The organism is Streptomyces sp. NPDC047028 (assembly GCF_040644095.1).
Taxonomy (GTDB): domain Bacteria; phylum Actinomycetota; class Actinomycetes; order Streptomycetales; family Streptomycetaceae; genus Streptomyces.
In genome coordinates this window covers 112889-136243 of the sequence record NZ_JBEYVS010000022.1, presented here as the reverse complement: position 1 = coordinate 136243, position 23355 = coordinate 112889, and the positions used below count along the sequence as shown (strand labels likewise).

The following is a 23355-nucleotide window of genomic DNA, read 5'->3' as shown; positions in this document are numbered from 1 at the left end:
AGATCAACGTCCTCTACGCCATGCTCCGTGACCGCCAGCCCTTCCAGGCCCGAGCACCCCTGCGTCTCGTGGCTTGACAACAGCATTAGGCAGCCCCCTCCGCCGGGATCACCGCGAGGACCCGGGTGCCGTCCCCGACCGAGCTGGTCACTGTCAGCCGCCCGCCCAGCTCCGCCAGCCGCCGGCGCATCCCGTCAAGACCGAACCCCGCCGACGGCTCGCCCACCGAGAAGCCGGCGCCGTCGTCCGTCACCTCCAGCTCCACCCCGTACGGCCGCCGGGCCAGCACCACCCCGACCGTCGCGGCACGGGCGTGCTTGCGCACGTTCGCCAGGGACTCCTGGGTACAGCGCAACAGCGCGATCCGGGTCTGCTGGTCACAGTCCGGGTCGTCGAGTTCGGCGGTCACGGTCAGCCCGGTGTCCTCCGCGAACCGCTCCAGGACGCGCCGCAGGGTGGCGGCCACCGATGCGACCGCGTCCGGCCGCCCACCCGAACCGACCAGCGCCCGCGCCTCCGCCAGGTTCTCCCGGGCGGTCGACTCGATGGACCTCAACTGCCGGGCGCTGCGCCCCGGATCACCGGCCAGCCCGGCCCGCGCGGCCTCCGCCAGGACGACGATGGACGCGAAGCCCTGCGCGAGGGTGTCGTGGATCTCCCGGGCCATCCGCTCCCGCTCGTCGGCCGCGCCCTGGCGCTGGTGCGCCTGCGACAGCTCCGCCTGGGCGCGCCGCAACTCGTCGATGAGCACCGCGCGTTCGGAGCTCTGCTCGACCACGGCGCGTGCCCACAGCCCGATCAGCACGCCCACCGCCACGACGATCAGCGTGCCCACGACCGTCTCGCCGAAGAACTCCCCGGACCACCCCTGCCGCACCCAGCCCCCCAGCAGGGTCCCGGCGGTGGCCAGACCGAGGAACGTCAGCGAGATCCTCGGCGTCCGCCCGAACATCCAGTAGTGCGGCCGCGTCACCATGAACAGGGCCGCATAGCTGGTGCGCAGATAGGCCAGCCCGCCGAGTGCCAGCACCAGCAGCGCCAGGTATCCGTGCGGTCGTACCACCGGGTTGTCCGGGAAGTGGTGCAGGGCCGCGAAGGCCAGGGCCACGCTGCCGAGCAGGGCGAGGGCCGCGTACCGGGCGCCGCCCTCGCTCAGCGCCGTGATGCCGACGGCCATGGCGGCGAACAGCACCCAGCACACGGTGTTCCATCTGCGCAGCGTGGACACCCAGAAGGCGTCGGCGGGCAGTCCGGCAGGAGAGGTCATGGGGATCAACGTACGTCGGCCGGCTGCCGTACCGGGACCGGTGCCGGGGTTCGCCCCACCCGCGACGGCCACCAGCTGCGCTCGCCGAGCAGCAGCATCGCCGACGGCAGGACGAGAACGCGGACCACGAACGCGTCGATCAGCACGGCCGTCGCGAGCACGAAACCGATCTGCTTCATCTCGATGAGGTGCAGGAAGACGAAGCTCACGAAGACGGTCGTCATCACCACCGCCGCGCTGGTCACCACGCTCGCCGACCGCCGCACCCCCTCCAGCACCGCCTGCCGGGTGGGCGCGCCGGCCAGCACCGCCTCCCGGATCCGGCTCACCACGAACACCTGGTAGTCCATCGACAGCCCGAAGAGGATCACGAACAGGAACAGCGGCACGCGCGCCCCGATCGACCCCGTGGAACGGAAGTCCAGCAGCCCCTCTGCCCAGGTGTGCTGGAAGACGAGGACCAGCAGGCCGAGCGCGGCCGCCGCCGACAGCAGGTTCAGTACGACACCGATCACGCCGAGGACGACGGAGCGGAACGCGTACAGGGTCATCAGGAACGTCACGAGCAGCAACGCACCCAGAACCAGGGGGAGTCTGCGGTCCTGGTGGGCCGGATAGTCCTGGTAGCGGGCGACGTCGCCGGTGACGCCGTACTCGGCGCCGGCGATCCGGCCGACGGTGGCGGGCAGGTAGTCGTGCCGCAGATGGCCCAAGGACGCGTACGCCTGCCGGGAGTTGCCGAGGTAGGGAACCCTCAGCTCCAGCGTGCTGGTCCGCCGGTCGGAGGAGGTCCGGATGCGGGAGTAACCGGTGAACAGCGGGTCACGCGTGGCCTGGCCGGCCAGCTCGCGCAGTTCCCTGATGACCTCCTTCGACCGCCCCGCGTCGGCCCGTACCACGACCTGATGGGTGACCCGCCGTTCGGGGAAGGCCTCGTTGAGGCGGTCGTAGACCCGCATGGCGGGGATCGCGCGGGAGTGCGTGTCCCGGCTCATCTCCGTGATCTTCAGCCCGGTCAGTGGAAGGGCCAGGGCGAGCAGGGCGAGGAGCGAGACGCACAGGGCGGCCATCGGGTGCCGTGCGGCGGGCCGCAGCAAGGCGGACCAGAACCTGCCACCGCTCTCGCCCCGGATCCGCCGGGCGGCCCTGCCGCGCTCCGCCCGCCGGAGCGCCCGGAGCTCGGCACGCCTGCCCAGCACGGTCAGCAGCGCGGGCAGCGCGGTCAGGGAACTGGCCACCGCGACCAGCACGACCACGACCGTGCCGGTGGCGAGCGAGGAGAAGATGACGTCCGAGGCCAGGTAGAGGGTGGCGGTGGAGGCCACGACCGCCAGCCCGGAGACGACGACGGCTCTCCCCGACGTGGCCGCCGCCAGCTCCACCAGCGCCTCCGCGCCGAGCCGGCCGCCGCAGCGGGCCCGCTCCTCCCGCTCCCGCTTGAGGTAGAAGAGCGTGTAGTCGACGCCGACGGCGAGGCCGATCATGAGGATGATGTTCGTGCCGACCCCGGTGTCTGGGCTGAGGTGCGAGGCGACCATCGCCAGTCCCACGGCCGCCGCGATGGAGGACAGCGCGAGGACCAGCGGTACGGCGGCCATGGTGAGCGAGCCGAACACGATCAGCAGGGTGACGAGGGTGACGGGCAGGCTGATCTTCTCGGACAGGGCCAGGTCGTCGTCGCGCTGCTGGTCGACTCCCTTGCTGACCGAGGGGGATCCGGTCTCCTGCACGAGCAGCTCGGGGTGGGCCCGTTGGACGGCCCGGGTCTGTGCGACGAGCGCGCCGACCTTGGCTTCGGCATCCAGTTCCTCGCCCTTGAGGGACACCTCGACCATGAGGACGCGTCCGTCGGAGGACCGTACCGGGTCGGCCACCCCGCTCACCTCGGGCAGCCGTCGCATGCGTGCGGTCAGCTCGCGCGCTGCGGCGGCGGGCCCTTCACCCAGGGCGCCGACGGCCACCCCCCCGCTCGATCCAGGCCGAGGGCCGGAGCGGGCGGAGACAAGGATCTGCTCGGTGGACGGGCGTTCCAGGTGTCCCTGGGCGGCCATGGCCTCCGCACGGCCGGCTTCGCCCACCCGGTAGTCGGCGGTCTTCGCGCTGTCGGTACCGACGGCGTTGCCGACGCCCAGGCACAGCGCCACGAAGAGCAGCCAGCCGACGAGCGTCCGCCAGGGGTGCCTGGCGCTCCAGCGCGCTACGCGCACGGTTAGTGAGTTCATATCCAAGAGCCTTGCTGAGCAGGGCCCTTGGCAGACACGGGTGTCCGGTGGAACCTGGGGTCAACCGATCGGTGGAGCCGGGGGTGAGGAAAACCCCCGTGAGTCACGTCCTCACGGGGGTCTTCCTTTCATCCGCCTGCCTACGTGAAGGGTGAGAAGACGATCACAAGGCAGGGCGATCGGGGGCCGTGGACTCAGGGGGCGAGCAACAGCCCGGCCGCGCGGGACTTCGCGGCCTCGTAACGGCGGGCCACGTCCTGCCAGTTCACGACCTGCCACATCGCCTCGATGAAGTCCACCTTCTGGTTGCGGTACTGGAGGTAGAAGGCGTGCTCCCAGGCGTCGAAGACCAGGATCGGCGTCGATCCCTGGCCGACGTTGCCCTGGTGGTCGTAGACCTGCTCCACGATCAGCCGGCCGCTCAGCGGCTCGTGGGCGAGGACGCCCCAGCCGGAGCCCTGGGTGGTGGCCGCCGCCTTGGACAGCTGGGCCTTGAAGCCCGCGAAGGAGCCGAAGGACTCGGTGATGGCGTCCGCCAGGTCGCCCACGCCGTCGGCCGCGAGGGGCTCACCGCCGCCGTCGCCGGTCATGTTGTGCCAGTAGACCGAATGCAGGATGTGCCCGGAGAGGTGGAACGCCAGGTTCTTCTCCAGGCCGTTGACCGAGCCCCACTGCTCCTTGTCCCGCGCCTCGGCGAGCTGCTCCAGCGTGTCGTTGGCGCCTTTGACGTAGGCCGCGTGGTGCTTGTCGTGGTGCAGCTCGATGATCTCGGGGCTGATCACGGGCGCCAGCGCGGAGTAGTCGTAGGGCAGGTCGGGCAGCGTGTAGACGGGCATGGGGGTCCCCTCCGAACCTCTTATTGCATATTGATTGCAGTAACGAAAGACTAGCAACAATGCTGCGGGCCGGGGCAACGCGAAGACCCCCGCGTGTCCGGCACGCGAGGGTCTCGGCGGTGGTCTCGGCGGAGGTGGGGGCGGTCGGCGGCGGGCGCGCAGTCGCCGTGCGGCCGTAGCCGACGGCCGCCAGGGAACGACGGGGCGCGAACGGCAGCCAGTCGGGGCGTCCCGTCGTGAGAATCCGGTCACCGGCCGCGGGAAGGGACGGGACTTCTGACGGCCCTTTGGTGGAATCCGACAGACAGGATGTCAGGCCCGGTGTAGTGGGTGGCACTTCACCTCAGTGATCAGTGTCACGCCACATCGGGTGTCCTCTGCGTCTTTTGTGTGAAGCCCACCAAGTCCCCGTTCCCCGCTTTGTCGAGCGCTGACGGTGATCGGCTCCAGGCCCCCGGGATAGCGTCGCGGTGTTCCCACCTGCCCTCACCCCACGGAGTCCTCATGAGCACCGCCACCGCAGGCGTCCGACCCGGCGCCGTCCTCGCCGACCTGCTGCCCACCTCCCGCGTGCGCGACGTCGCTCTCGTGCTGGGCGGCGCCGTGCTCACCGGTCTCGCGGCCCAGCTCTCCGTCCACGTGCCGGGCACCCCGGTGCCGGTGACCGGGCAGACCTTCGCCGCGCTGCTCGTCGGCACCGCGCTCGGCGTCCGCCGCGGCCTGCTCTCCCTCGCCCTGTACGCGCTCGCCGGCGTGGCCGGCGTGCCGTGGTTCGCGGACGGCGGCTCCGGTGCGGGCGCCGTCTCCTTCGGTTACGTCCTCGGCATGGTGCTCGCCTCCGCCGTCGTCGGCGCCCTCGCCCGGCGCGGCGCCGACCGCTCCCCGCTGCGCATGGCCGGCACGATGATCCTGGGCGAGGCCGTCATCTACGCCGTCGGCGTGCCCTACCTGGCCGTCACCGCCCACATGTCCGCGTCCGCCGCGATCGCGGCCGGCCTCACCCCGTTCCTCATCGGCGACGCCCTCAAGGCCGCCCTCGCGACGGGGCTCCTGCCCGCCGCCTGGAAGCTGGCCGGCAAGCGCTGAGGCGGCGCTTCACGCGGTCATTCATGTACGAGAGGCTCGCCGGGCGTTCCCCGGCGAGCCTCTCGCGTGTCCGGCGGGTGGGTTCAGCCGGTGGTGACCTTCTCGGCCGGCCGGTCCGCCCCGGACTCGGCCACGGCCCGCGTGCGGCGGGACTCGACGGTCTGCTTCACCACCGCGACCACCAGCACGACCGCCGCCACCCCCAGCGACAGCAGCACGGTCGTACGGCCGCTGCTGGCGCCCTTGGTGTCGGTCAGCATGTAGCCCAGGACGAACACGATCAGCGCGGCCGCCGCCCAGGTCAGATACGGGTACAGCCACATCCTCACGACGAGCTTCTCCGGCGACTCGCGCTGGATGATCCGGCGCATCCGCAGCTGCGAGAAGCAGATGACCAGCCACACGAACAGGGCCACCGCGCCACTGGAGTTGAGCAGGAAGAGGAACACCGAGTCCGGGTAGCGGTAGTTGAAGAACACCGCGACGAACCCGAAGGCCACGGAGGAGAGGATCGCGGTCATCGGCACGCCGCGGGCCGTGGTCCGCGCGAACGCCTTCGGCGCGTCGCCGCGCTCACCGAGCGAGAACGCCATCCGGGAGGCCGTGTAGAGGCCGGAGTTGAGGCAGGACAGCACCGAGGTCAGCACGATGAAGTTCATGATCTGACCGGCGTGCGGGATGCCGAGCGACTCCAGCGCGGCGACGTAGGAGCCGTCCTTCTGGATGGCGGGGGAGTTCCACGGCAGCAGCGAGACCACGACGAGGATCGAGCCGAGGTAGAAGACCGCGATACGCCAGATGATGCTGTTGGTGGACTTGGTGACCGCCCGCTGCGGGTCCTCCGACTCGCCGGCCGCCAGCGTGGCGATCTCGCTGCCCATGAAGGAGAACACGACCAGCAGCACACCGGAGAGGATGGCGCCGGGGCCGTTCGGCAGGAAGCCGCCGTGCGAGGTCAGGTTGGAGAAGGACGCCGTGTCGGTGTGCGCGCCCGGCAGTACGCCGAAGATCGCCAGCACGCCGACGGCGATGAACGCGCCGATCGCGACGACCTTGATCCCGGCGAACCAGAACTCGAACTCGCCGTAGGAGCCGACGGAGACCAGGTTGGTGACCGTCAGCACGGCCATCACGATCAGCGCCCAGCCCCACTGGGGGACGGCGGGCATCCAGCCCTCGAGGATCTTCGCGCCGGCGCTCGCCTCGACGGCGAGGACGACGACCCAGAAGAACCAGTAGAGCCAGCCGATGGAGAAGCCGGCCCAGCGGCCCAGCGCGCGGTCGGCGTGCGCGGAGAAGGAGCCGGAGGTCGGATTGGCGGCGGACATCTCGCCGAGCATCCGCATCACGAGGACGACGAGGGTGCCGACGAGGGCGTACGACAGGAGGATGCCGGGGCCGGCCGTGGCGATGCCGGAGCTGGAGCCGACGAAGAGGCCGGCGCCGATCACGCCGCCGATGGCGATCATCGTGAGGTGGCGGTTCTTGAGTCCTGCCTGAAGTCCGGAACCAGGGGTCATGGACGGATTTCCTTTGCGCCTGGAGGAGCGTCTCCCGTACGAGCGGGGGTGCCGTGGTGGGGCGGTGTACGGGGTCTCGCACGAGCGGTGTACGAGGCGGCCCAGTGAATCCGAGGCGAACGAATTCGGGAACCTTTGAATCCAGATCGTTACTTGAGGTTTCCTTGAGGTTCCATGGTTTTTATGGTGTTCTCCCTGCTCGGCACCCGAGGCTGCCGCCTGGATGCGGGCGTGTCACACTCGTCCCATGCGCGTGTACCTCGGCTCCGACCATGCGGGCTACGAACTCAAGAACCACCTCGTCGAATGGCTGAAGTCGGCGGGGCACGAGCCCGTCGACTGCGGGCCCCACATCTACGACGCCCAGGACGACTACCCGCCCTTCTGCCTCCGTGCGGCGGAGCGGGCGGCGGCGGACTCCGACGCCCTCGGCATCGTGATCGGCGGCTCCGGGAACGGGGAGCAGATCGCCGCGAACAAGGTGAAGGGTGTGCGCGCGGCGCTGGCCTGGAGCGAGGAGACGGCGGCGCTGGGGCGGCAGCACAACAACGCCAACGTGGTGGCGGTGGGGGCGCGGATGCACAGCGAGGAGGAGGCGACCAAGTTCGTCGAGGTCTTCCTCAACACGCCGTTCTCCGGCGACGAGCGGCACATCCGCCGCATCGACATGCTGTCGTCCTACGAGACGACGGGCGACCTCCCCCCGGTTCCGGCCCACCACCCCCAGCAGTAACCCTCCGAGGACTCTGCCCGCTCGCCCACCCGCCCGGCGGCGCCTGTCAGGCACCCCGGGTGGGCGAGAACGTACTGGTCGGAAAGGGGAACCTCGTCTTGCCGGAAGGGCACACCATCCATCGGTTGGCTCAGGACTACGCCGACCGCTTCCAGAACACCGCCCCCTCGGTCAGCAGCCCGCAGGGCAAGTTCTCCGACGCCGCCGACCTCCTCACCGGCAGCCCCCTCACCGCCACCGAGGCCCACGGCAAACACCTCTTCCTCCGGTTCCGCGAGGACCACTGGGTCCACATCCACCTCGGCCTCTTCGGCAAGGTCACCTTCGGCCCCGCCCCCGCGCTCCCGCCGACGGACACCGTCCGGCTCCGCCTCGCGAACGACACCTCGTACACCGACCTCCGCGGCCCCACCACCTGCGCCCTGATCACGCCCGCCGAGAAGCAGGCGATACACGACCGTCTCGGCCCCGACCCGCTGCGCGAGGACGCCGACCCGGCGGCCGCGTACCGGCGCGTCTCCCGCAGCCGTACGACCATCGCCGCCCTGCTGATGGACCAGAAGGTCATCGCCGGCGTCGGCAACGTCTACCGCGCCGAGGTCCTCTTCCGGCACCGCATCGACCCGTACCGTCCCGGGCGGGACATCACCCCGGCCGAGTGGGACACCGTATGGGCCGACCTCGTCGCCCTGATGCGCGAGGGCGTCCGCCACAACCGCATCGACACGGTCCGCCCCGAGCACACCCCCGAGGCGATGGGCCGGCCGCCGCGCGTGGACGACCACGGCGGCGAGGTGTACGTCTACCGCCGGGCGAACCAGCCCTGCCACCTCTGCGGCACCGGGATCCGCACGGCGGACCTGGCCGCCCGCAACCTCTTCTGGTGCCCGGCCTGCCAGAAACCCTCGGGGTCCGTCTAGGACGTCCGGTCTAGGACGTCCGCCTAGAACCCGTGCGGCAGCCACGGCGGCACCGGGGAGCCGAACGCCACCGACGCCTCCGTCAGCGCGCCCGGCCGCAGTTCCCGTACCCGCCCGGCCGACGCCAGCGACACCAGGGAGACGCCGCCAAGATAGGCCGCGCCCAACTCCCGTGCCGACAGGGACAGTTCCGCCGGGTCCGCGGCCCGCTCGCAGGACGCTCCCTTCGCGTCACCGCTCAGCCGCCAACGCCCCTCGTTCCACGGGCAGAACGCGTCTTCCACCTCCAGCACGACATCCACCGGCGTCTGGTACGAACGCGCCGAGAGGGCCGTACCGACGTCGACGAGACGGACGTACAACCCGTCCCGAAGGCGCGGTTCGCAGCGGCGGGCGTCGGAGACCTGGTGCAGCCAGGAGTCGTCCACGGGGCGGGACCGCACCCGCAGCGTCGTCGTCAGGTCGATGTCCCACAGGAACCGCCACAGCGCCGCCTCGCTCGCCGGGTCCAGCGCGCCGAGGTCCCTCAGGACCACGGTGCCGTGAGCCGCGCCGGCGGGCGACCAGTCCGGCTTGACCGCGTACCGCGCGTACCCCGTCACCTCGCCGTCCCTTTCCGCGACCACGCATTGCAGGGCCGACGCCCCGCCCCGCTCGCTCGCCGGGTCCAGCAGCCCCACCCGCTCCCAGCCCGGCTGCCGGGCCGGCATCCCCGGCCGGCCCGGGACCAGCGCGCTGTACACCGCCTCGCACGCGTCGAGGGCGTCGGCCGGGTCCTCGTACCGCAGGCGTACGGCGTCCGTGCCCGGCGGGACGGACAGCCGCACCCGGCCGGTGTCGATCTCCGCGCTCAGCCACGAGGTGGCCGCGCCGTACCCGAACCGGCCGTAGATGGCGGGCTCGGAAGCCGTCAGGACCGCCAGCGGCTCGCCCCAGGAGCGCACGTCGTCCAGCTGCCGGCGCATCATCGAGGTGAGCACGCCCCGGCGCCGGTGCGTGGCCGCGACGCCGACCATCGTGACGCCCGCGGCCGGCACAAGGGCGCCGCCCGGCACGCTCACCCGGAAGCGGAACGCCCCCGACGTACCCACACACCGCTCACCGTCCCAAACCCCTAGGGAACGGTCGAAATCGGTCAGGGAGTGCCACAACTCCCGCTCCTCGGCCGCTTCCTCGACCCCGCCGAAGGCGCGGAGCAGCGTGTCGTACCAGAGGTCCCAGTCGTCCTGCCGCAGCACCCTCGGCACGGGCGTGAAATCGGTTGCCGCCATGACCCATGCCTATCAGGGCATTGCGGGACGAGCCAGTGAATTTCTCTCCGACGGCCCCGCGCGTGCCCTCCGTGCCGTTGACTATGTTGTTGAACGCTGAAGTTGAGCCTCGGACGGGGGACAAGTGGGACCTCCCGTGCCAAGTGGCCGGTCCGATCGATAGGGTCCCCAACTAATGGCAGCAGGACGAGAGCGGCGCGCGAAGGCCGATACGTTCACGGCCCGGTGCAGGAAGCAGTGGCACCGGGCCCGCGTCGGCCTGCGCCGCAGCGCCGTGGACTACTTCCGCGGCAACGGCTCCGACTGGATCGCCCTCGTCGGCCTCCTGCTCACCATCCCCGTCCTCACCGCCCTCACCCTCGCCGACTCGGTGTGGTGCTCCCCGGCCACCCTGGTCCTGCCCATCGTGGCCGGCGGCCTGCTGCTGCGCCCGGCGAGCCTGCTGGGCCTGTACGCGGCCGGGGCCACCGCGCTGATCGTGGAGTCGGTACGGCTCGGCCCCTACACCGAGGGACCGAGCCGGGTCACCCCCGGCGTGGTCCTGGTGGTCGCCGCCTGCGGCTTCTTCGGGCTGCTGACGGCACAGTTCCGCAGCCGCGTCGGCGTGCCCTGGCGGCGCGGCGGCACCATGCTGTTCGACCTGCGCGAGCGCATCCGGGTGCAGAGCAAACTGCCGAAACTCCCGCAGGGCTGGCACCACGAGATGGCGCTCCGCCCCGCCGGCGGCCAGTCCTTCTCCGGCGACTTCGTCGTCGCCGCCCGTACCAACGGCGGCCGCACCCTGGAGGTCGTCCTCACGGACGTGTCCGGCAAGGGCATGGACGCCGGGTCCCGGGCGCTGCTGCTGTCCGGGGCGTTCGGCGGCCTGCTCGGCTCGCTCCCACCGCACGCGTTCCTCCCGGCCGCCAACGGCTACCTGCTGCGCCAGGAATGGGAGGAGGGCTTCGCCACCTCCATCCACCTGGTGCTCGACCTGGACTCCGGGGACTACGAGCTGTACACCGCCGGGCATCCGCCGGGCCTGCAACTCAGCGCCGGCAGCGGCCGCTGGGAGGAGAAGGCCGCCGAGGGCCCGCTGCTGGGCGTCTACGACGGCGCCCAGTTCGATCCCGTGAAGGGCTCGCTGCGCCCCGGGGACGTGCTGATGCTGTTCACGGACGGGCTGGTGGAGACGTCCGACCGGGACATCGTCGAGGGCATGGACCGGCTCACCGGCGAGGCCGACCGCTATGTCGCCGGCGGCTTCCACGGAGCCGCCTGGCACCTCATCGAAGCGGTGGCCAAGGACGTCAACGACGACCGGGCGCTGCTGCTGATCTGCCGCGAGGCATCCGCCGCGGCCCGCTGAGAGGTGACCGTGCCCGCGCATCCGCTTCCGCTCCTTACCCTGGCCGAGGTCGAGGCCGTCGCACGCGCCGCGCACGAGGGGCAGACCGACAAGGCGGGACGGCCGTACGCCGAGCACCTCGCGGCCGTCGCCGCCGGTGTCCGCGCCCGCGGGGGCGACGCCGACCAGATCGCGGCGGCCTGGCTGCACGACTCCGTCGAGGACGACGCGCTGACCGAGGAGTGGCTGGCGGCCGCCGCGCTGACCCCGCGCACCAAGGCGGTCGTACGGGCCCTCACCAGGCGGCCGGGCGAGGAGCCGGAGACGTACGCGCGCCGCATCCTCGCCACGCCGGGCGCCCGCCTGGTGAAGGAGGCGGACCTCGCCCACAACGCCGACCCCGGGCGGCTGGCGGTCCTGGACGAGGCCACGCGCACACGACTGACCGAGAAGTACGCGCGGATGCGCACGCTTCTCGGTCTGGCCGGCCAGATCAGTGAGATCGGCCGGCCCGGTCAGAAGTAGGGGCTCAGGCACCGACCGGTCAGAAGTAGGGGCTCAGGCACCGACCGGTCAGAAGTAGGGGCTCAGGCGCCGACCGGTTCCCGTTCCCGTTCCCGCTGCCGCCGGTCCGGGACCGGTCCGCCCACGTCCGTTTTGAAGGCCCAGTCCATCCTCGGCTCCATGGCGAAGCGGAACACCCTGCGCACGGGCGGGGTGCACAGCAGGGTGGCCGTGCATGCCGCGAGGACGGTGAGCAGGAGGACGCCGAGCGGGCGGTGCAGCCACGGTGTCTCGAACACCCCCGAGTACTTGACGCTCTTGACCACGAACCCGTGCAGCAGATATGCGTACAGCGTTCCCGTGCCGAGCGCGGTGAACCAGGTCCTGCGGCTCGGCACCCAGGAGAAGAGGCAGGCGGTCAGCAGCACGGCGCCGCCGAACATCACCGGCACCATGACGGGTCCGGCCCACCACGGCGCGCCCAGGTCCTGGGCGGCGGCGTCCCGGTAGACCCAGGAGGAGTTCACGCGGGGCACGACCCACCACGCGCCGGCCATCGCCAGCGCGAACACGGGAACCGACAGGATCCGCACCGACCGGCGGCGCACCATGCGGAAGTGCTCCGGCTTCAGGGTCATCCCCAGCACGAAACAGGGGAGGAACTGCAGGACGCGGTGCAGGTCCAGCTCCCCGCCGAGTACCGACGCCGTCGAGCCCAGCATGGCCAGGCCGATGGCGATCGGCAGGGGGTGGCGCACCAGCCTCCAGACCGGGGCGGTCAGGCGCCAGATGAACAGGGCGCACAGGAACCAGGTCAGGTAGTAGGGGTTGAGCACGCTGATGTTGTGGTCGTCGGAACGGCCGGCGTAGATACGGAAGAGTGAGTAGGCCGTCTCGAAGATGACGTACGGCGCGAGGACGCCGGTGATCAGCCGCTTGAGCCGGTCGGGGCGGAGGTCGAAACTCCGGGAGAAGTAGCCGGAGATGATGATGAACGCCGGCATGTGGAAGGTGTAGACGACGTCGTAGGCCGCCTGCAGCGTGCGGTTGCCGGTCTTGACCGTCGCCCAGGTGTGGCCGATCGCCACCAGCATGATCGTCAGGTACTTGGCGTTGTCGAAGAAGGCGTCGCGCTGCCTGCCGGGTCTCGCCACCGGTTCACTGGACTGCCGGGGACTGGGCACTCCACTCGTCAGGGGCTGTGCCTCAGGGAGGGGTCCGTGGCTCTGACCGGGGGGCGGGTCGGCGTCAAACATCTCAGGCACCCTAGCGTCGTGAAGGGAATACGTAAAACTCCCGAAGTCATTCCTGGTATCGCCTCCTGATACCCCGTTCTTGAGGGAACGTGCCTGTGAGATGAGTCCGCGTCAGGGTCGTCAGTTCGTGACAGATGTGCCAATTAATCCGGACAGTTGGGGTGATTTGCGCCCCTTGCTTCGGTAATTCGAATTGCCTGTGCGCAAGATGTGTGGGCATGGAAACCAACGCCTCCAATTCCCCGTGATCTCATGCCCGGACGCCCGGTCGAATTTCCGTGCGACGCCGTGTCGGGCGAGGACTCCTGGCCAACGTTGTGTCACGAGCCGCATACCGGGGCCCGGTTGGTGGCACGATGGTCCTGGCGGGGGTGCGCAGGGTCGTGCCCCTGGGCCGGGAGAGGGACCGACCAAAGGTGTGATCTGTTGTGGCCATTTCACTGTCCGTGGTGCTGCTTTTGGCGATCATCCTCGTCGTGCTGCTGAGGGGCGGCAGCATCAAGCCCGGCCCAGCCATCGTCGCCGTCCTGTTCGGCTTCTTCCTCGCCTCCACGGGCATGGCACCGTCGATCAACCGCTTCCTGAACTCGGTAGCGGACACGATCAACCAGATCAACTTCTGACCGGGGCCGAGACGGGCGCCCCCCCACACGGCGCTCGCCGGGGAGTGCTGTGGCAGCCTGCGGTCATGCGCATCGGCGTCGCCACCTCCCGGACGGCCCGTCTCTGCGCCACCGTGGGCGGCCTGGCACTGGCTCCGCTCCTCCTCGTGGCGGGGGACCCACTCCTCCACTGCTACCTGCGGTATGTCTACGGCGACAGAGGTCGAGGGCTCGTGGACAAGGAACGCGGGTGGGTGAGCCCCGGGTGGTACGTGGTTCACAATCCGGTGGTGCGATGCCTGACCTGGCCGTCGGAGCAGGTGATGACCCTGCTCGCCCTCAGGCGCGCCAAGCGGACTCGCCGGGACGGTCCGTGATCGGCAGCCGCTCTCCGCGGCCACGCGAGGGCACGACCGGCTGATCGGGCCCCCGGAAAGCGATCAGGGCCAGGTCGAGGGGTGATCCTCTGGCCTGGCCCTGAGTCGTCTGGAGCGGGCGACGGGAATCGAACCCGCGTAGCTAGTTTGGAAGACTAGGGCTCTACCATTGAGCTACGCCCGCAGCACGGCGCCGCAGGTCGGTGACCGCGGCACTGGAGTGCATCGTAGCGGGTCGCGCACCACGGAGGCCAACACGTTCGGGCGGTGCCGGCGCACCGCGTGCGGGGCGCCGGTAAAGCTGCCGACGCAGCGGTCCGGGCCATGTACCCTACGTGTCGCACCAGACGGGGTGTGGCGCAGCTTGGTAGCGCGTCCGCTTTGGGAGCGGAAGGCCGTGGGTTCAAATCCCGCCACCCCGACCACCGGCTCACTCACCGTGACGCCCCACCGCGATGATCGCCTTTTGGGGCGCTGAGCGGCTGCGGTTACTATGCAAGCTGCGCGCCCGTGTGTCCTCGGCCCCATGGCCTACGAACTTCCTCGGGCGGCTAAATCCGCCGGACCTGTCAGGCCCCGGCAGAACCCGAGAAGTCAGCCACAAGGAGACCGAACCGTGAAGAGCGCCGTGGAGACCCTGAACCCGACCCGGGTTCGGCTCACTGTCGAGGTGCCCTTCGAGGAGCTCAAGGACAGCCTCGACGCGGCGTACAAGAAGATCAACCAGCAGGTCACGGTGAAGGGCTTCCGCAAGGGCAAGATCCCGGCCCGCGTCATCGACCAGCGGTTCGGCCGCGGTGCGGTGCTGGAGGAGGCCGTCAACGACGCGCTCCCGAAGTTCTACACCGAGGCGGTCAACGAGGCCGAGCTGAACCCCCTGGGTCAGCCCGAGGTCGACATCACCGAGCTGAAGGACGGCGAGACGCTGAACTTCACCGCCGAGGTCGACGTCCGCCCCGCCCTGGAGATCCCGGACTACTCGGGCATCGAGGTCGAGGTCGACGCCGTCGAGGTCACCGACGAGGACGTCGAGAAGTCGGTCGAGCAGCTCCGTGAGCGCTTCGCCTCCACCTCTCCGGTCGAGCGTGCCGCCGAGGACGGCGACGTCGTCACCATCGACCTGGAGGCCAAGGTCGACGGCGAGGTGCTGGAGGACGGCATCGCCAACGGCGTCTCCTACACCATCGGCTCCGGCGAGCTGCTCGACGGCATCGACGACGCCGTCAAGGGCCTGTCCGCCGACGGCGAGGCGACCTTCACCTCCGAGCTGAAGGGCGGCTCCGCCGCGGGCAAGGAGGCCGAGGTCACCGTCAAGGTCACCCAGGTCGCCGCCCGCGAACTGCCCGAGCTGGACGACGAGTTCGCGCAGCTCGCCTCCGAGTTCGACACCCTGGACGAGCTGAAGGCCGACAGCCGCAAGCGCCTGGCCGACATGAAGCAGTACGACCAGGCCACCCAGGCGCAGGAGCGCGTCCTGGAGAAGCTCCTGGAGCTGGTAGAGGTCCCCGTCCCCGAGAAGCTGCTCGAGGACGAGATCAACACCCGCAAGCACAACCTGGAGCATCACCAGCTCGGCCAGATGGGCCTCACCCTCGACAAGTACCTGGAGATCCAGGGCAAGACCGCCGAGGAGTTCGACACCGAGACCCGCGAGGCCGCGGTCAAGGGCATCAAGACCCAGTTCGTCCTCGACGAGCTGGTCAAGACGGAGAAGCTCAACGTCAACCAGGAGGAGCTCACCGAGCACCTCATGCGGCGCGCCGCCTCCTCCGGCATGTCCCCCGACCAGTTCGCCCAGGCCGTCGTCGAGGGCGGCCAGGTTCCGCTCCTGGTCGGCGAGGTCGCCCGCGGCAAGGCCCTGGCCGTCGTGGTCGAGAAGGCCACGGTCAAGGACACCAACGGCGAGGTCATCGACCTCGACGACGAGGACGAGGAGACCGAGGCCGCCGAGGCCGAGGCCACCACGGACGAGCCGACCGAGGCCTGAGCCCCGGCGACTCTGAAAGCCTGAGACGGGCCCTGGGGACGAACGACCCCCAGGGCCCGTCGTGCGTCTCCGGCCCGCCCCCCAACCCACAGGGGCGCGGGGAACTGCGCGAGCAACCACAACGCACCGCACCCGAACACGCACCGAAGCCCCCGTACCGCACCCCCGCACACCGCTACGCCCCCGGCGAACACCCGCTTCTCCGGGATTCCCCGAAGGGACCCGCGCGTTAGGGTCCATGAGTACGGGGGCAGGGGAGTCTCCTGAAGCCCCCGCACCAGACCCCGTAGGGAACACGTGAGACGGCTCCACGCCGTCGCAAGAGCGAGCAGGTGGATACGTGACGAATCTGATGCCCTCCGCCGCCGGCGAGCCTTCCATCGGTGGCGGCCTCGGCGACCAGGTCTACAACCGGCTCCTGGGCGAGCGGATCATCTTCCTCGGCCAGCAGGTCGACGACGACATCGCCAACAAGATCACCGCTCAGCTGCTGCTCCTCGCCGCCGACCCGGCCAAGGACATCTACCTCTACATCAACAGCCCCGGCGGCTCGGTGACGGCCGGCATGGCGATCTACGACACCATGCAGTACATCCCGAACGACGTGGTCACGATCGGCATGGGCATGGCGGCCTCGATGGGCCAGTTCCTGCTCACCGGTGGTACGGCCGGCAAGCGCTTCGCCCTCCCGCACACCGACATCATGATGCACCAGGGCTCCGCGGGCCTGGGCGGTACGGTCTCGGACATCAAGATCCAGGCCCAGTACCTGCTGCGCACCAAGAAGACCATGACCGAGCTGACGGCGCTGCACTCCGGCCAGACGGAGGAGACGATCCTCCGCGACGCCGACCGGGACCGCTGGTTCACCCCCGAAGAGGCCAAGAACTACGGTCTCATCGACGAGATCATCACGCACGCCTCGGGTATTCCGGGAGGCGGCGGCACCGGTGCCTGACCGGCCCGGCCACGCCACGCACCGCCACGACCCCAGCCCCCAGAACGCCACCAGGACGGTGAACACCCTCATGAGCAACTTCCCCGGCGCCGCCAGCGGCATGTACGAAGGGCCTCGCCCCGAGAGCCGCTACGTCATCCCGCGCTTCGTCGAGCGCACCTCCCAGGGCGTCCGCGAGTACGACCCGTACGCGAAGCTCTTCGAGGAGCGCGTGATCTTCCTGGGCGTCCAGATCGACGACGCCTCCGCCAACGACGTCATGGCGCAGCTGCTGTGCCTGGAGTCGATGGACCCCGACCGGGACATCTCGATCTACATCAACAGCCCGGGCGGCGACATGACCGCCCTGACGGCGATCTACGACACGATGCAGTTCGTGAAGCCCGACATCCAGACGGTGTGCATGGGCCAGGCGGCCTCCGCCGCGGCCATCCTGCTCGCCGCCGGTACGCCGGGCAAGCGCATGGCGCTGCCGAACTCCCGCGTGCTGATCCACCAGCCGGCGGGTTCCACCGGCCGGGGGCAGCTCTCCGACCTGGAGATCATCGCCAACGAGTTCACCCGGATGCGCCAGCAGCTGGAGGACATGCTCGCCAAGCACTCCAGCCAGCCGATCGAGAAGGTCCGCGAGGACATCGAGCGCGACAAGATCCTCACGGCCGAGGAGGCGCTGCAGTACGGCCTCGTCGACCAGATCATCTCCACCCGCAAGCTGAACAACGAGGCGGTCCGCTGACGCGGCAAGCCGCAGTCTCCGCGCCCTTGGCACGGCCCACATCACAGTGAACCGTGCCAAGGGGGGCCCGAACACCGGGCCCGGCAAGGTACCGTCGGACATAAGGCAGCACCAGGAGCCGCTGGAACCCGTGTCCAGGCGTCTCCCAGGCGAAGGGGAAGCACACCGTGGCACGCATCGGTGACGGCGGCGATCTGCTCAAGTGCTCGTTCTGCGGCAAGAGCCAGAAGCAGGTCAAGAAGCTCATCGCAGGGCCCGGTGTGTACATCTGCGACGAGTGCATCGACCTCTGCAACGAGATCATCGAGGAGGAGCTGGCCGAGACCAGCGAGGTCCGCTGGGAGGAGCTGCCCAAGCCCCGCGAGATCTACGAGTTCCTCGAGGGCTACGTGGTCGGCCAGGAAGCGGCCAAGAAGGCGCTCTCCGTCGCGGTGTACAACCACTACAAGCGGGTCCAGGCCGGCGAGAACGGCGGCGCGCAGGGCCGCGAGGACGCCATCGAACTGGCCAAGTCCAACATCCTCCTCCTCGGCCCCACGGGCTCCGGCAAGACCCTCCTCGCCCAGACCCTGGCCCGCATGCTGAACGTCCCGTTCGCGATCGCGGACGCCACGGCGCTGACCGAGGCGGGCTACGTGGGCGAGGACGTCGAGAACATCCTCCTCAAACTGATCCAGGCCGCGGACTACGACGTCAAGAAGGCCGAGACCGGGATCATCTACATCGACGAGATCGACAAGGTCGCCCGGAAGAGCGAAAACCCGTCGATCACGCGGGACGTCAGCGGCGAGGGCGTCCAGCAGGCGCTCCTCAAGATCCTCGAAGGCACCACGGCCTCGGTCCCGCCCCAGGGCGGCCGCAAACACCCGCACCAGGAGTTCATCCAGATCGACACGACGAACGTGCTGTTCATCGTGGGCGGTGCCTTCGCCGGCCTGGAGAAGATCATCGAGGCCCGCGCAGGCGCCAAGGGCATCGGCTTCGGAGCGACGATCCTGTCCAAGCGCGAGCGGGAGGACAAAGACGTCTTCGAGGACGTCATGCCGGAGGACCTGGTCAAGTTCGGCATGATCCCCGAGTTCATCGGCCGCCTCCCGGTGATCACCTCGGTCCACAACCTCGACCGTGAAGCGCTCCTCCAGATCCTCGTCGAGCCCCGCAACGCCCTGGTCAAGCAGTACCAGCGCCTCTTCGAACTCGACGGCGTGGAACTGGACTTCGAGCGCGAGGCCCTCGAAGCCATCGCCGACCAGGCCATCCTCCGCCAGACCGGCGCACGCGGCCTGCGCGCCATCATGGAAGAGGTCCTGATGTCGGTCATGTACGAGGTCCCGTCCCGCAAGGACGTCGCCCGAGTCGTCATCACAGCCGACGTCGTCCACTCCAACGTCAACCCGACCCTGATCCCGCGGGACGCCCGCGGCCGGGGCACGGGGGAGCAGAAGACGGCGTAACCGCCCGGCAGGCGGAGAGGACACACGAAGGGGCCCCGGTCAGCCGACCGGGGCCCCTTCGCGTCGCCGGTACGGCGTCAGGCCTTGACGCGGACGTCGTTGCGGAGCTTCGCCGCGATGTCGGCGGCGTCGTCGAGGGAGAGGCTGCCTCCCGTCGCCAGCTGGGCCACGTTCATCGACAGCACGTAGGCGACCGTGCTGTGGTCCGCCCAGATGCACATGGGCAGGTTCATCGTCTTGGGCTCGCCGCTCTGCGCCTGCTCGTTGGTGATCTTGGCGTTCTGGCACTTCATCACGCCGTTGTCGAAGCCGGACGGCGACATCGTCTGCGGGCTGCCCTCAAGTTCGCCCTTGGTGCCGTCGCCCGCCTTGTCCTTCTCGGACTCGGACTTCATGTAGGCGAACATCGCGTCGACGACCTTCTCCGGGTCGTCGATCGTGCCGTAGACGCCGCTGAAGTTCAGCATCTTCTGCGTCAGTCCCTTGCCGCTGGTGTAACCGGCGCTGACGTCCTTGGGGTTCTGCACCCCCCACTTCTCGGCGTCCTTGAGATCGTCCTTGGTCATACCGTCGGACGCGTCGTCCTGGCTCTTCGTGTACGTTCCGTTGATCACCTTTTCCGGCGTGATCAGCTTGTGCGGACCGTCGTCGGCGACCGAGGCGCCGCCCCCGCCGCCGATCACGAAGTACGCGCCCACCGCGATCGCCGCGACCACGGCGACCGCGCCGATGATCAGGCCCGTCTTCTTGCCGTTGCCGCCGGGAGCCGGGGGCTGCGGGACGGCGCCGTACGGGGGCTGCTGGCCGTAGGGACCGGGCTGCGGCGGGACGCCCTGCGGGGGCTGCTGCGGGTAGCCGTAGCCCGGCTGGGCCGGAGGGGCCTGCTGGGGGTAGCCGTAGCCGGGCTGGGGAGCCTGCGGCTGCTGACCGTAGGGGCCCGGCTGGCCGTAGGGACCAGGCTGACCCGGCTGGCCGTAAGGACCCGGCTGCTGGGGCTGCTGGCCGTACGGGCCCGGCTGGTTGCTGCTCATTCCTGGGTTCCCCTCCAGATACTTATGTGTTGCCGACATCCTGGCTCAGGCCCGTGCGGCGCACCGCACCGGGGGCCGCACCGTTACAGAACAAACGCGTTTCGGGACCGCCCCGTGACACCTCTAAACTGACCCCCGTGACCGAGAACGCATCGCAGCAGCCACCCGCGCCCGACACCGAACTGCCGACCCAGTACGCGCCGGCCGACGTAGAGGGGCCGCTGTACGAGCGCTGGGTAGAGCGGGGCTACTTCGAGGCGGACGCCAAGAGTGACAAGCCGCCGTACACGGTCGTCATCCCGCCCCCGAACGTCACCGGCAGCCTGCACCTCGGGCACGCCTTCGAGCACACCCTGATCGACGCGCTGACGCGGCGCAAGCGCATGCAGGGCTTCGAGACGCTGTGGCAGCCCGGCATGGACCACGCCGGCATCGCCACGCAGAACGTCGTCGAGCGGGAACTGGCCAAGGAGGGCAAGTCCCGGCACGACCTCGGCCGGGAGGAGTTCATCGAGCGCGTCTGGCAGTGGAAGGGCGAGTCCGGCGGCCAGATCAGCGGCCAGATGCGCCGCCTCGGCGACGGCGTGGCCTGGTCCCGTGAGCGGTTCACCATGGACGAGGGCCTCTCCCAGGCCGTCCAGACCATCTTCAAGCGGCTCTACGACGACGAGCTGATCTACCGCGCCGAGCGCATCATCAACTGGTGCCCGCGCTGCCTCACCGCCATCTCGGACATCGAGGTCGAGTACCAGGACGACGACGGCGAGCTGGTCTCCATGCGGTACGGCGACGGGGACGACAGCATCGTCGTCGCCACCACCCGCGCCGAGACCATGCTCGGTGACACGGCCGTCGCCGTCCATCCGGACGACGAGCGGTACCGGCACCTCGTCGGCAAGCTCATCACGCTGCCGCTGACCGACCGCTCCATCCCGGTCGTCGCGGACGCGCACGTCGACCCCGAGTTCGGCACCGGCGCCGTCAAGGTGACCCCGGCCCACGACCCGAACGACTTCGAGATCGGGCAGCGGCACGACCTGCCGTCGCTCACCGTCATGGACGAGCACGCCGTCATCACCGCCCACGGCCCCTTCCAGGGCCTGGACCGGCTGGAGGCCCGCTCCGCCATCGTCGCCGCGCTGCGCGCCGAGGGCAGGATCGTCGCCGAGAAGCGGCCCTACGTCCACTCGGTCGGCCACTGCTCGCGCTGCAAGACCACCATCGAGCCGCGCCTGTCCATGCAGTGGTGGGTCAAGGTCGCCCCGCTGGCCAAGGCGGCCGGCGACGCCGTCCGTGACGGCCGGGTCAAGATCCACCCGCAGGAGATGGAGAAGCGGTACTTCGACTGGGTCGACAACCTCCACGACTGGTGCATCTCACGGCAGTTGTGGTGGGGCCACCGCATCCCCGTCTGGTACGGCCCGAACGGCGAGGTCGTCTGCGTCGGGCCCGACGAGGAACCGCCCACCGGCGACGGCTGGCGCCAGGACACCGACGTCCTCGACACCTGGTTCTCCTCCGGCCTGTGGCCGTTCTCCACGCTGGGCTGGCCCGAGCAGACCGAGTCGCTCGCGAAGTTCTACCCGAACTCCGTCCTGGTCACCGGCTACGACATCCTGTTCTTCTGGGTCGCCCGGATGATGATGTTCGGCCTGTACGCGATGGACGGCACGCCGCCGTTCCACACCATCGCCCTGCACGGCATGGTCCGCGACCAGTTCGGCAAGAAGATGTCGAAGTCCTTCGGCAACGCGGTCAACCCGCTGGACTGGATGGACAAGTACGGCTCCGACGCCCTGCGTTTCACCCTGGCCCGTGGTGCGAACCCCGGTGTCGACGTTCCGATCGGCGAGGACTGGGTCCAGGGCTCGCGGAACTTCGCCAACAAGATCTGGAACGCGACCCGCTTCGCGCTGATGAACGGCGCGACGGTCGAGGGACCGCTGCCGGACGCCTCCGCCATGTCGGCGACCGACCGCTGGATCCTCTCCCGGCTCAACTCGGTCGTCGCCGAAGTGGACGCGTTCTACGACGACTTCCAGTTCGCCAAGCTCTCCGACGCGCTGTTCCACTTCGCGTGGGACGAGGTTTTCGACTGGTACGTCGAGCTGTCCAAGACCGTGTTCCAGGCGGGCGGCGAGCCGGCGGAGATCAGCAAGCGCGTCCTCGGCGAGGTCCTGGACGTCACGCTTCGGCTGCTGCACCCCGTGGTCCCGTTCGTCACGGAGACCCTGTGGACCACCCTCACCGGCGGCGAGTCCGTCGTCGTCGCCGAGTGGCCGAAGGACAGTGGCTTCCGGGACGCGGCGGCCGAGCAGGAGATCTCCACGCTCCAGTCCGTCATCACCGAGGTCCGCCGGTTCCGCGCCGACCAGGGGCTGCAGCCGGGGCAGCGGGTGCCGGCCCGCCTGAAGCTGGACGGTACTGCGCTGTCGCCGCACGAGGCGGCCATCCGCCAGCTGCTGCGGCTCCAGCCGGAGGGTGACTCCTTCACGGCCACGGCGACCCTGCCGGTCTCCGGCGCCGAGGTCGCGCTGGACCTGTCCGGCACGATCGACGTGGCCGCCGAACGCAAGCGGCTCGCGAAGGACCTCGCCGCCGCCGAGAAGGAGAAGGCCCAGGCCACGGGCAAGCTCGGCAACGAGGCGTTCCTCGCGAAGGCCCCGGAGAACGTCGTGGACAAGATCCGCACGCGCCTGGCCAAGGCCGAGGAGGACATCGCCCGCATCACCGCCCAACTCGACAAGCTGCCGTCGGCGTAACGGCACGCCCCGCCGGCCCCCGGAGCCCTTAAGGCCCCGGGGGCCTGCGCGTACCCGGGTGCCGGACCAGGCGCCCCCCGCCGAAGAGTTGCCCCCGCGCCCACCCGTGCCGCCTTGGGGGTCCCCCCAGGCCCTTAAGGCACTGGGGGAGGCACGCATGCCCGCGGCTTGGAACGGACCGCGCCGACCCAGGGCGCCGTACGAGCCGATGGAATTGCACCCCCCAGGGGCGCGGGGCCGTGTCGATATGCGGCTCCGGCGCGCGGGCGCGACCAACGCAGGGTGCCGTGCCAGCCGACGGGACTGCACCCACTAAGGGGCGCGGGGAACTGCGCGACAAGCCACAACGCCCCCGCACTCACCCACCACCGAAGGCACCCCCCACCCAAGGCACCCCCACCCTTGTCACCGCACGCCCGTAGACTGGCCCCGTGAGTGACACCCCCGGTACCGACCAGCCCGGCCCCTTCGACGGCCCCGACGGAGGCGACCGCCCCGACGGAGTC

General features: G+C 70.0%; 18 protein-coding genes and 2 tRNA genes. 12 read left to right on the top strand and 8 right to left on the bottom strand.

The annotated features are described in order from the left end of the window. Positions 1-85: 85 nt before the first annotated feature. The 3 genes from ABZ854_RS20950 to ABZ854_RS20940 all read right to left on the bottom strand — a co-directional run bounded on the left by ABZ854_RS20950 (position 86) and on the right by ABZ854_RS20940 (position 4325). Positions 86-1267, bottom strand: a complete 1182-nt coding sequence (locus ABZ854_RS20950; RefSeq protein WP_361212866.1) for a sensor histidine kinase — start codon at positions 1265-1267, stop codon at positions 86-88. A gap of 5 nt (positions 1268-1272) precedes the next feature. Then, entirely contained in the window at positions 1273-3489 is a 2217-nt protein-coding gene (locus ABZ854_RS20945; RefSeq protein WP_361212863.1) for an MMPL family transporter, read from the bottom strand. Between the two features lie 194 nt (positions 3490-3683). Next, positions 3684-4325 carry a superoxide dismutase gene (locus tag ABZ854_RS20940; protein ID WP_361212860.1) on the bottom strand — a complete coding sequence of 214 codons (642 nt, stop codon included), beginning with the start codon at positions 4323-4325 and terminating at the stop codon, positions 3684-3686. A 504-nt stretch (positions 4326-4829) separates the two neighbouring features. On the opposite strand from ABZ854_RS20940, the gene ABZ854_RS20935 reads away from it, so the two are divergent. Then, on the top strand, positions 4830-5411 hold the full coding sequence (locus tag ABZ854_RS20935; protein ID WP_361212857.1) for a biotin transporter BioY: 582 nt from the start codon (positions 4830-4832) through the stop codon (positions 5409-5411). An 83-nt stretch (positions 5412-5494) separates the two neighbouring features. Here the strand turns inward: ABZ854_RS20935 and ABZ854_RS20930 are convergent, their stop codons facing one another. Then, complete coding sequence (locus ABZ854_RS20930; protein ID WP_361212854.1) at positions 5495-6931, bottom strand: amino acid permease; 1437 nt, start codon at positions 6929-6931, stop codon at positions 5495-5497. Between the two features lie 247 nt (positions 6932-7178). On the opposite strand from ABZ854_RS20930, the gene ABZ854_RS20925 reads away from it, so the two are divergent. Next, positions 7179-7664: a ribose-5-phosphate isomerase gene (locus tag ABZ854_RS20925; protein ID WP_361212851.1), complete on the top strand. Its 486-nt coding sequence runs from the start codon at positions 7179-7181 to the stop codon at positions 7662-7664. A gap of 98 nt (positions 7665-7762) precedes the next feature. Then, positions 7763-8584 carry a DNA-formamidopyrimidine glycosylase family protein gene (locus ABZ854_RS20920; protein WP_361212848.1) on the top strand — a complete coding sequence of 274 codons (822 nt, stop codon included), beginning with the start codon at positions 7763-7765 and terminating at the stop codon, positions 8582-8584. Positions 8585-8607: 23 nt separating this feature from the next. Here the strand turns inward: ABZ854_RS20920 and ABZ854_RS20915 are convergent, their stop codons facing one another. Beyond that, positions 8608-9855 carry a GNAT family N-acetyltransferase gene (locus ABZ854_RS20915; protein WP_361212845.1) on the bottom strand — a complete coding sequence of 416 codons (1248 nt, stop codon included), beginning with the start codon at positions 9853-9855 and terminating at the stop codon, positions 8608-8610. A gap of 175 nt (positions 9856-10030) precedes the next feature. On the opposite strand from ABZ854_RS20915, the gene ABZ854_RS20910 reads away from it, so the two are divergent. Beyond that, positions 10031-11203, top strand: a complete 1173-nt coding sequence (locus ABZ854_RS20910) for a PP2C family protein-serine/threonine phosphatase (RefSeq protein ID WP_361212842.1) — start codon at positions 10031-10033, stop codon at positions 11201-11203. 9 nt (positions 11204-11212) lie between these two features. Beyond that, entirely contained in the window at positions 11213-11707 is a 495-nt protein-coding gene (locus ABZ854_RS20905; RefSeq protein ID WP_361212839.1) for an HD domain-containing protein, read from the top strand. 62 nt (positions 11708-11769) lie between these two features. Here ABZ854_RS20905 and ABZ854_RS20900 read toward each other — a convergent pair whose 3' ends face one another. Beyond that, entirely contained in the window at positions 11770-12840 is a 1071-nt protein-coding gene (locus tag ABZ854_RS20900) for an acyltransferase family protein (protein ID WP_361212836.1), read from the bottom strand. A 530-nt stretch (positions 12841-13370) separates the two neighbouring features. On the opposite strand from ABZ854_RS20900, the gene ABZ854_RS20895 reads away from it, so the two are divergent. After that, positions 13371-13565, top strand: coding sequence for a hypothetical protein (locus ABZ854_RS20895; RefSeq protein WP_361212833.1), 195 nt, complete (start codon positions 13371-13373; stop codon positions 13563-13565). Between the two features lie 466 nt (positions 13566-14031). Here ABZ854_RS20895 and ABZ854_RS20890 read toward each other — a convergent pair. Next, positions 14032-14105 (bottom strand) — tRNA-Gly (locus ABZ854_RS20890). Positions 14106-14269: 164 nt separating this feature from the next. Between ABZ854_RS20890 and ABZ854_RS20885 the strand changes: the two genes are divergently transcribed. From ABZ854_RS20885 to clpX, 5 genes are all read left to right on the top strand, one after another. Beyond that, positions 14270-14346 (top strand) — tRNA-Pro (locus tag ABZ854_RS20885). Positions 14347-14537: 191 nt separating this feature from the next. Then, complete coding sequence (gene tig, locus ABZ854_RS20880; RefSeq protein ID WP_361212830.1) at positions 14538-15908, top strand: trigger factor; 1371 nt, start codon at positions 14538-14540, stop codon at positions 15906-15908. Between the two features lie 352 nt (positions 15909-16260). Next, the gene (locus ABZ854_RS20875) at positions 16261-16866 is read left to right on the top strand and encodes an ATP-dependent Clp protease proteolytic subunit (RefSeq protein ID WP_129312060.1); all 606 of its coding nucleotides are present in this window, start codon (positions 16261-16263) and stop codon (positions 16864-16866) included. Positions 16867-16936: 70 nt separating this feature from the next. After that, on the top strand, positions 16937-17602 hold the full coding sequence (locus tag ABZ854_RS20870; RefSeq protein WP_129312061.1) for an ATP-dependent Clp protease proteolytic subunit: 666 nt from the start codon (positions 16937-16939) through the stop codon (positions 17600-17602). A 167-nt stretch (positions 17603-17769) separates the two neighbouring features. Beyond that, positions 17770-19056, top strand: coding sequence for an ATP-dependent Clp protease ATP-binding subunit ClpX (clpX, locus tag ABZ854_RS20865; protein ID WP_129309186.1), 1287 nt, complete (start codon positions 17770-17772; stop codon positions 19054-19056). Positions 19057-19133: 77 nt separating this feature from the next. Here the strand turns inward: clpX and ABZ854_RS20860 are convergent, their stop codons facing one another. Beyond that, on the bottom strand, positions 19134-20087 hold the full coding sequence (locus tag ABZ854_RS20860; RefSeq protein ID WP_361212826.1) for a hypothetical protein: 954 nt from the start codon (positions 20085-20087) through the stop codon (positions 19134-19136). A gap of 137 nt (positions 20088-20224) precedes the next feature. On the opposite strand from ABZ854_RS20860, the gene ABZ854_RS20855 reads away from it, so the two are divergent. Then, positions 20225-22849 carry a valine--tRNA ligase gene (locus tag ABZ854_RS20855; RefSeq protein ID WP_361212823.1) on the top strand — a complete coding sequence of 875 codons (2625 nt, stop codon included), beginning with the start codon at positions 20225-20227 and terminating at the stop codon, positions 22847-22849. The last annotated feature ends 506 nt before the right edge of the window (positions 22850-23355 follow it).

Coding starts and splice junctions, on each gene's coding strand:
- ABZ854_RS20875 (WP_129312060.1), top strand. CDS start 16,261: ATGCCCTCCGCCGCCGGCGAGCCTTCCATCGGTGGCGGCCTCGGCGAC.
- ABZ854_RS20915 (WP_361212845.1), bottom strand. CDS start 9,855: ATGGCGGCAACCGATTTCACGCCCGTGCCGAGGGTGCTGCGGCAGGAC.
- ABZ854_RS20910 (WP_361212842.1), top strand. CDS start 10,031: ATGGCAGCAGGACGAGAGCGGCGCGCGAAGGCCGATACGTTCACGGCC.
- ABZ854_RS20925 (WP_361212851.1), top strand. CDS start 7,179: ATGCGCGTGTACCTCGGCTCCGACCATGCGGGCTACGAACTCAAGAAC.
- ABZ854_RS20935 (WP_361212857.1), top strand. CDS start 4,830: ATGAGCACCGCCACCGCAGGCGTCCGACCCGGCGCCGTCCTCGCCGAC.
- ABZ854_RS20945 (WP_361212863.1), bottom strand. CDS start 3,489: ATGAACTCACTAACCGTGCGCGTAGCGCGCTGGAGCGCCAGGCACCCC.
- ABZ854_RS20870 (WP_129312061.1), top strand. CDS start 16,937: ATGAGCAACTTCCCCGGCGCCGCCAGCGGCATGTACGAAGGGCCTCGC.
- ABZ854_RS20950 (WP_361212866.1), bottom strand. CDS start 1,267: ATGACCTCTCCTGCCGGACTGCCCGCCGACGCCTTCTGGGTGTCCACG.
- ABZ854_RS20930 (WP_361212854.1), bottom strand. CDS start 6,931: ATGACCCCTGGTTCCGGACTTCAGGCAGGACTCAAGAACCGCCACCTC.
- ABZ854_RS20940 (WP_361212860.1), bottom strand. CDS start 4,325: ATGCCCGTCTACACGCTGCCCGACCTGCCCTACGACTACTCCGCGCTG.
- ABZ854_RS20860 (WP_361212826.1), bottom strand. CDS start 20,087: ATGAGCAGCAACCAGCCGGGCCCGTACGGCCAGCAGCCCCAGCAGCCG.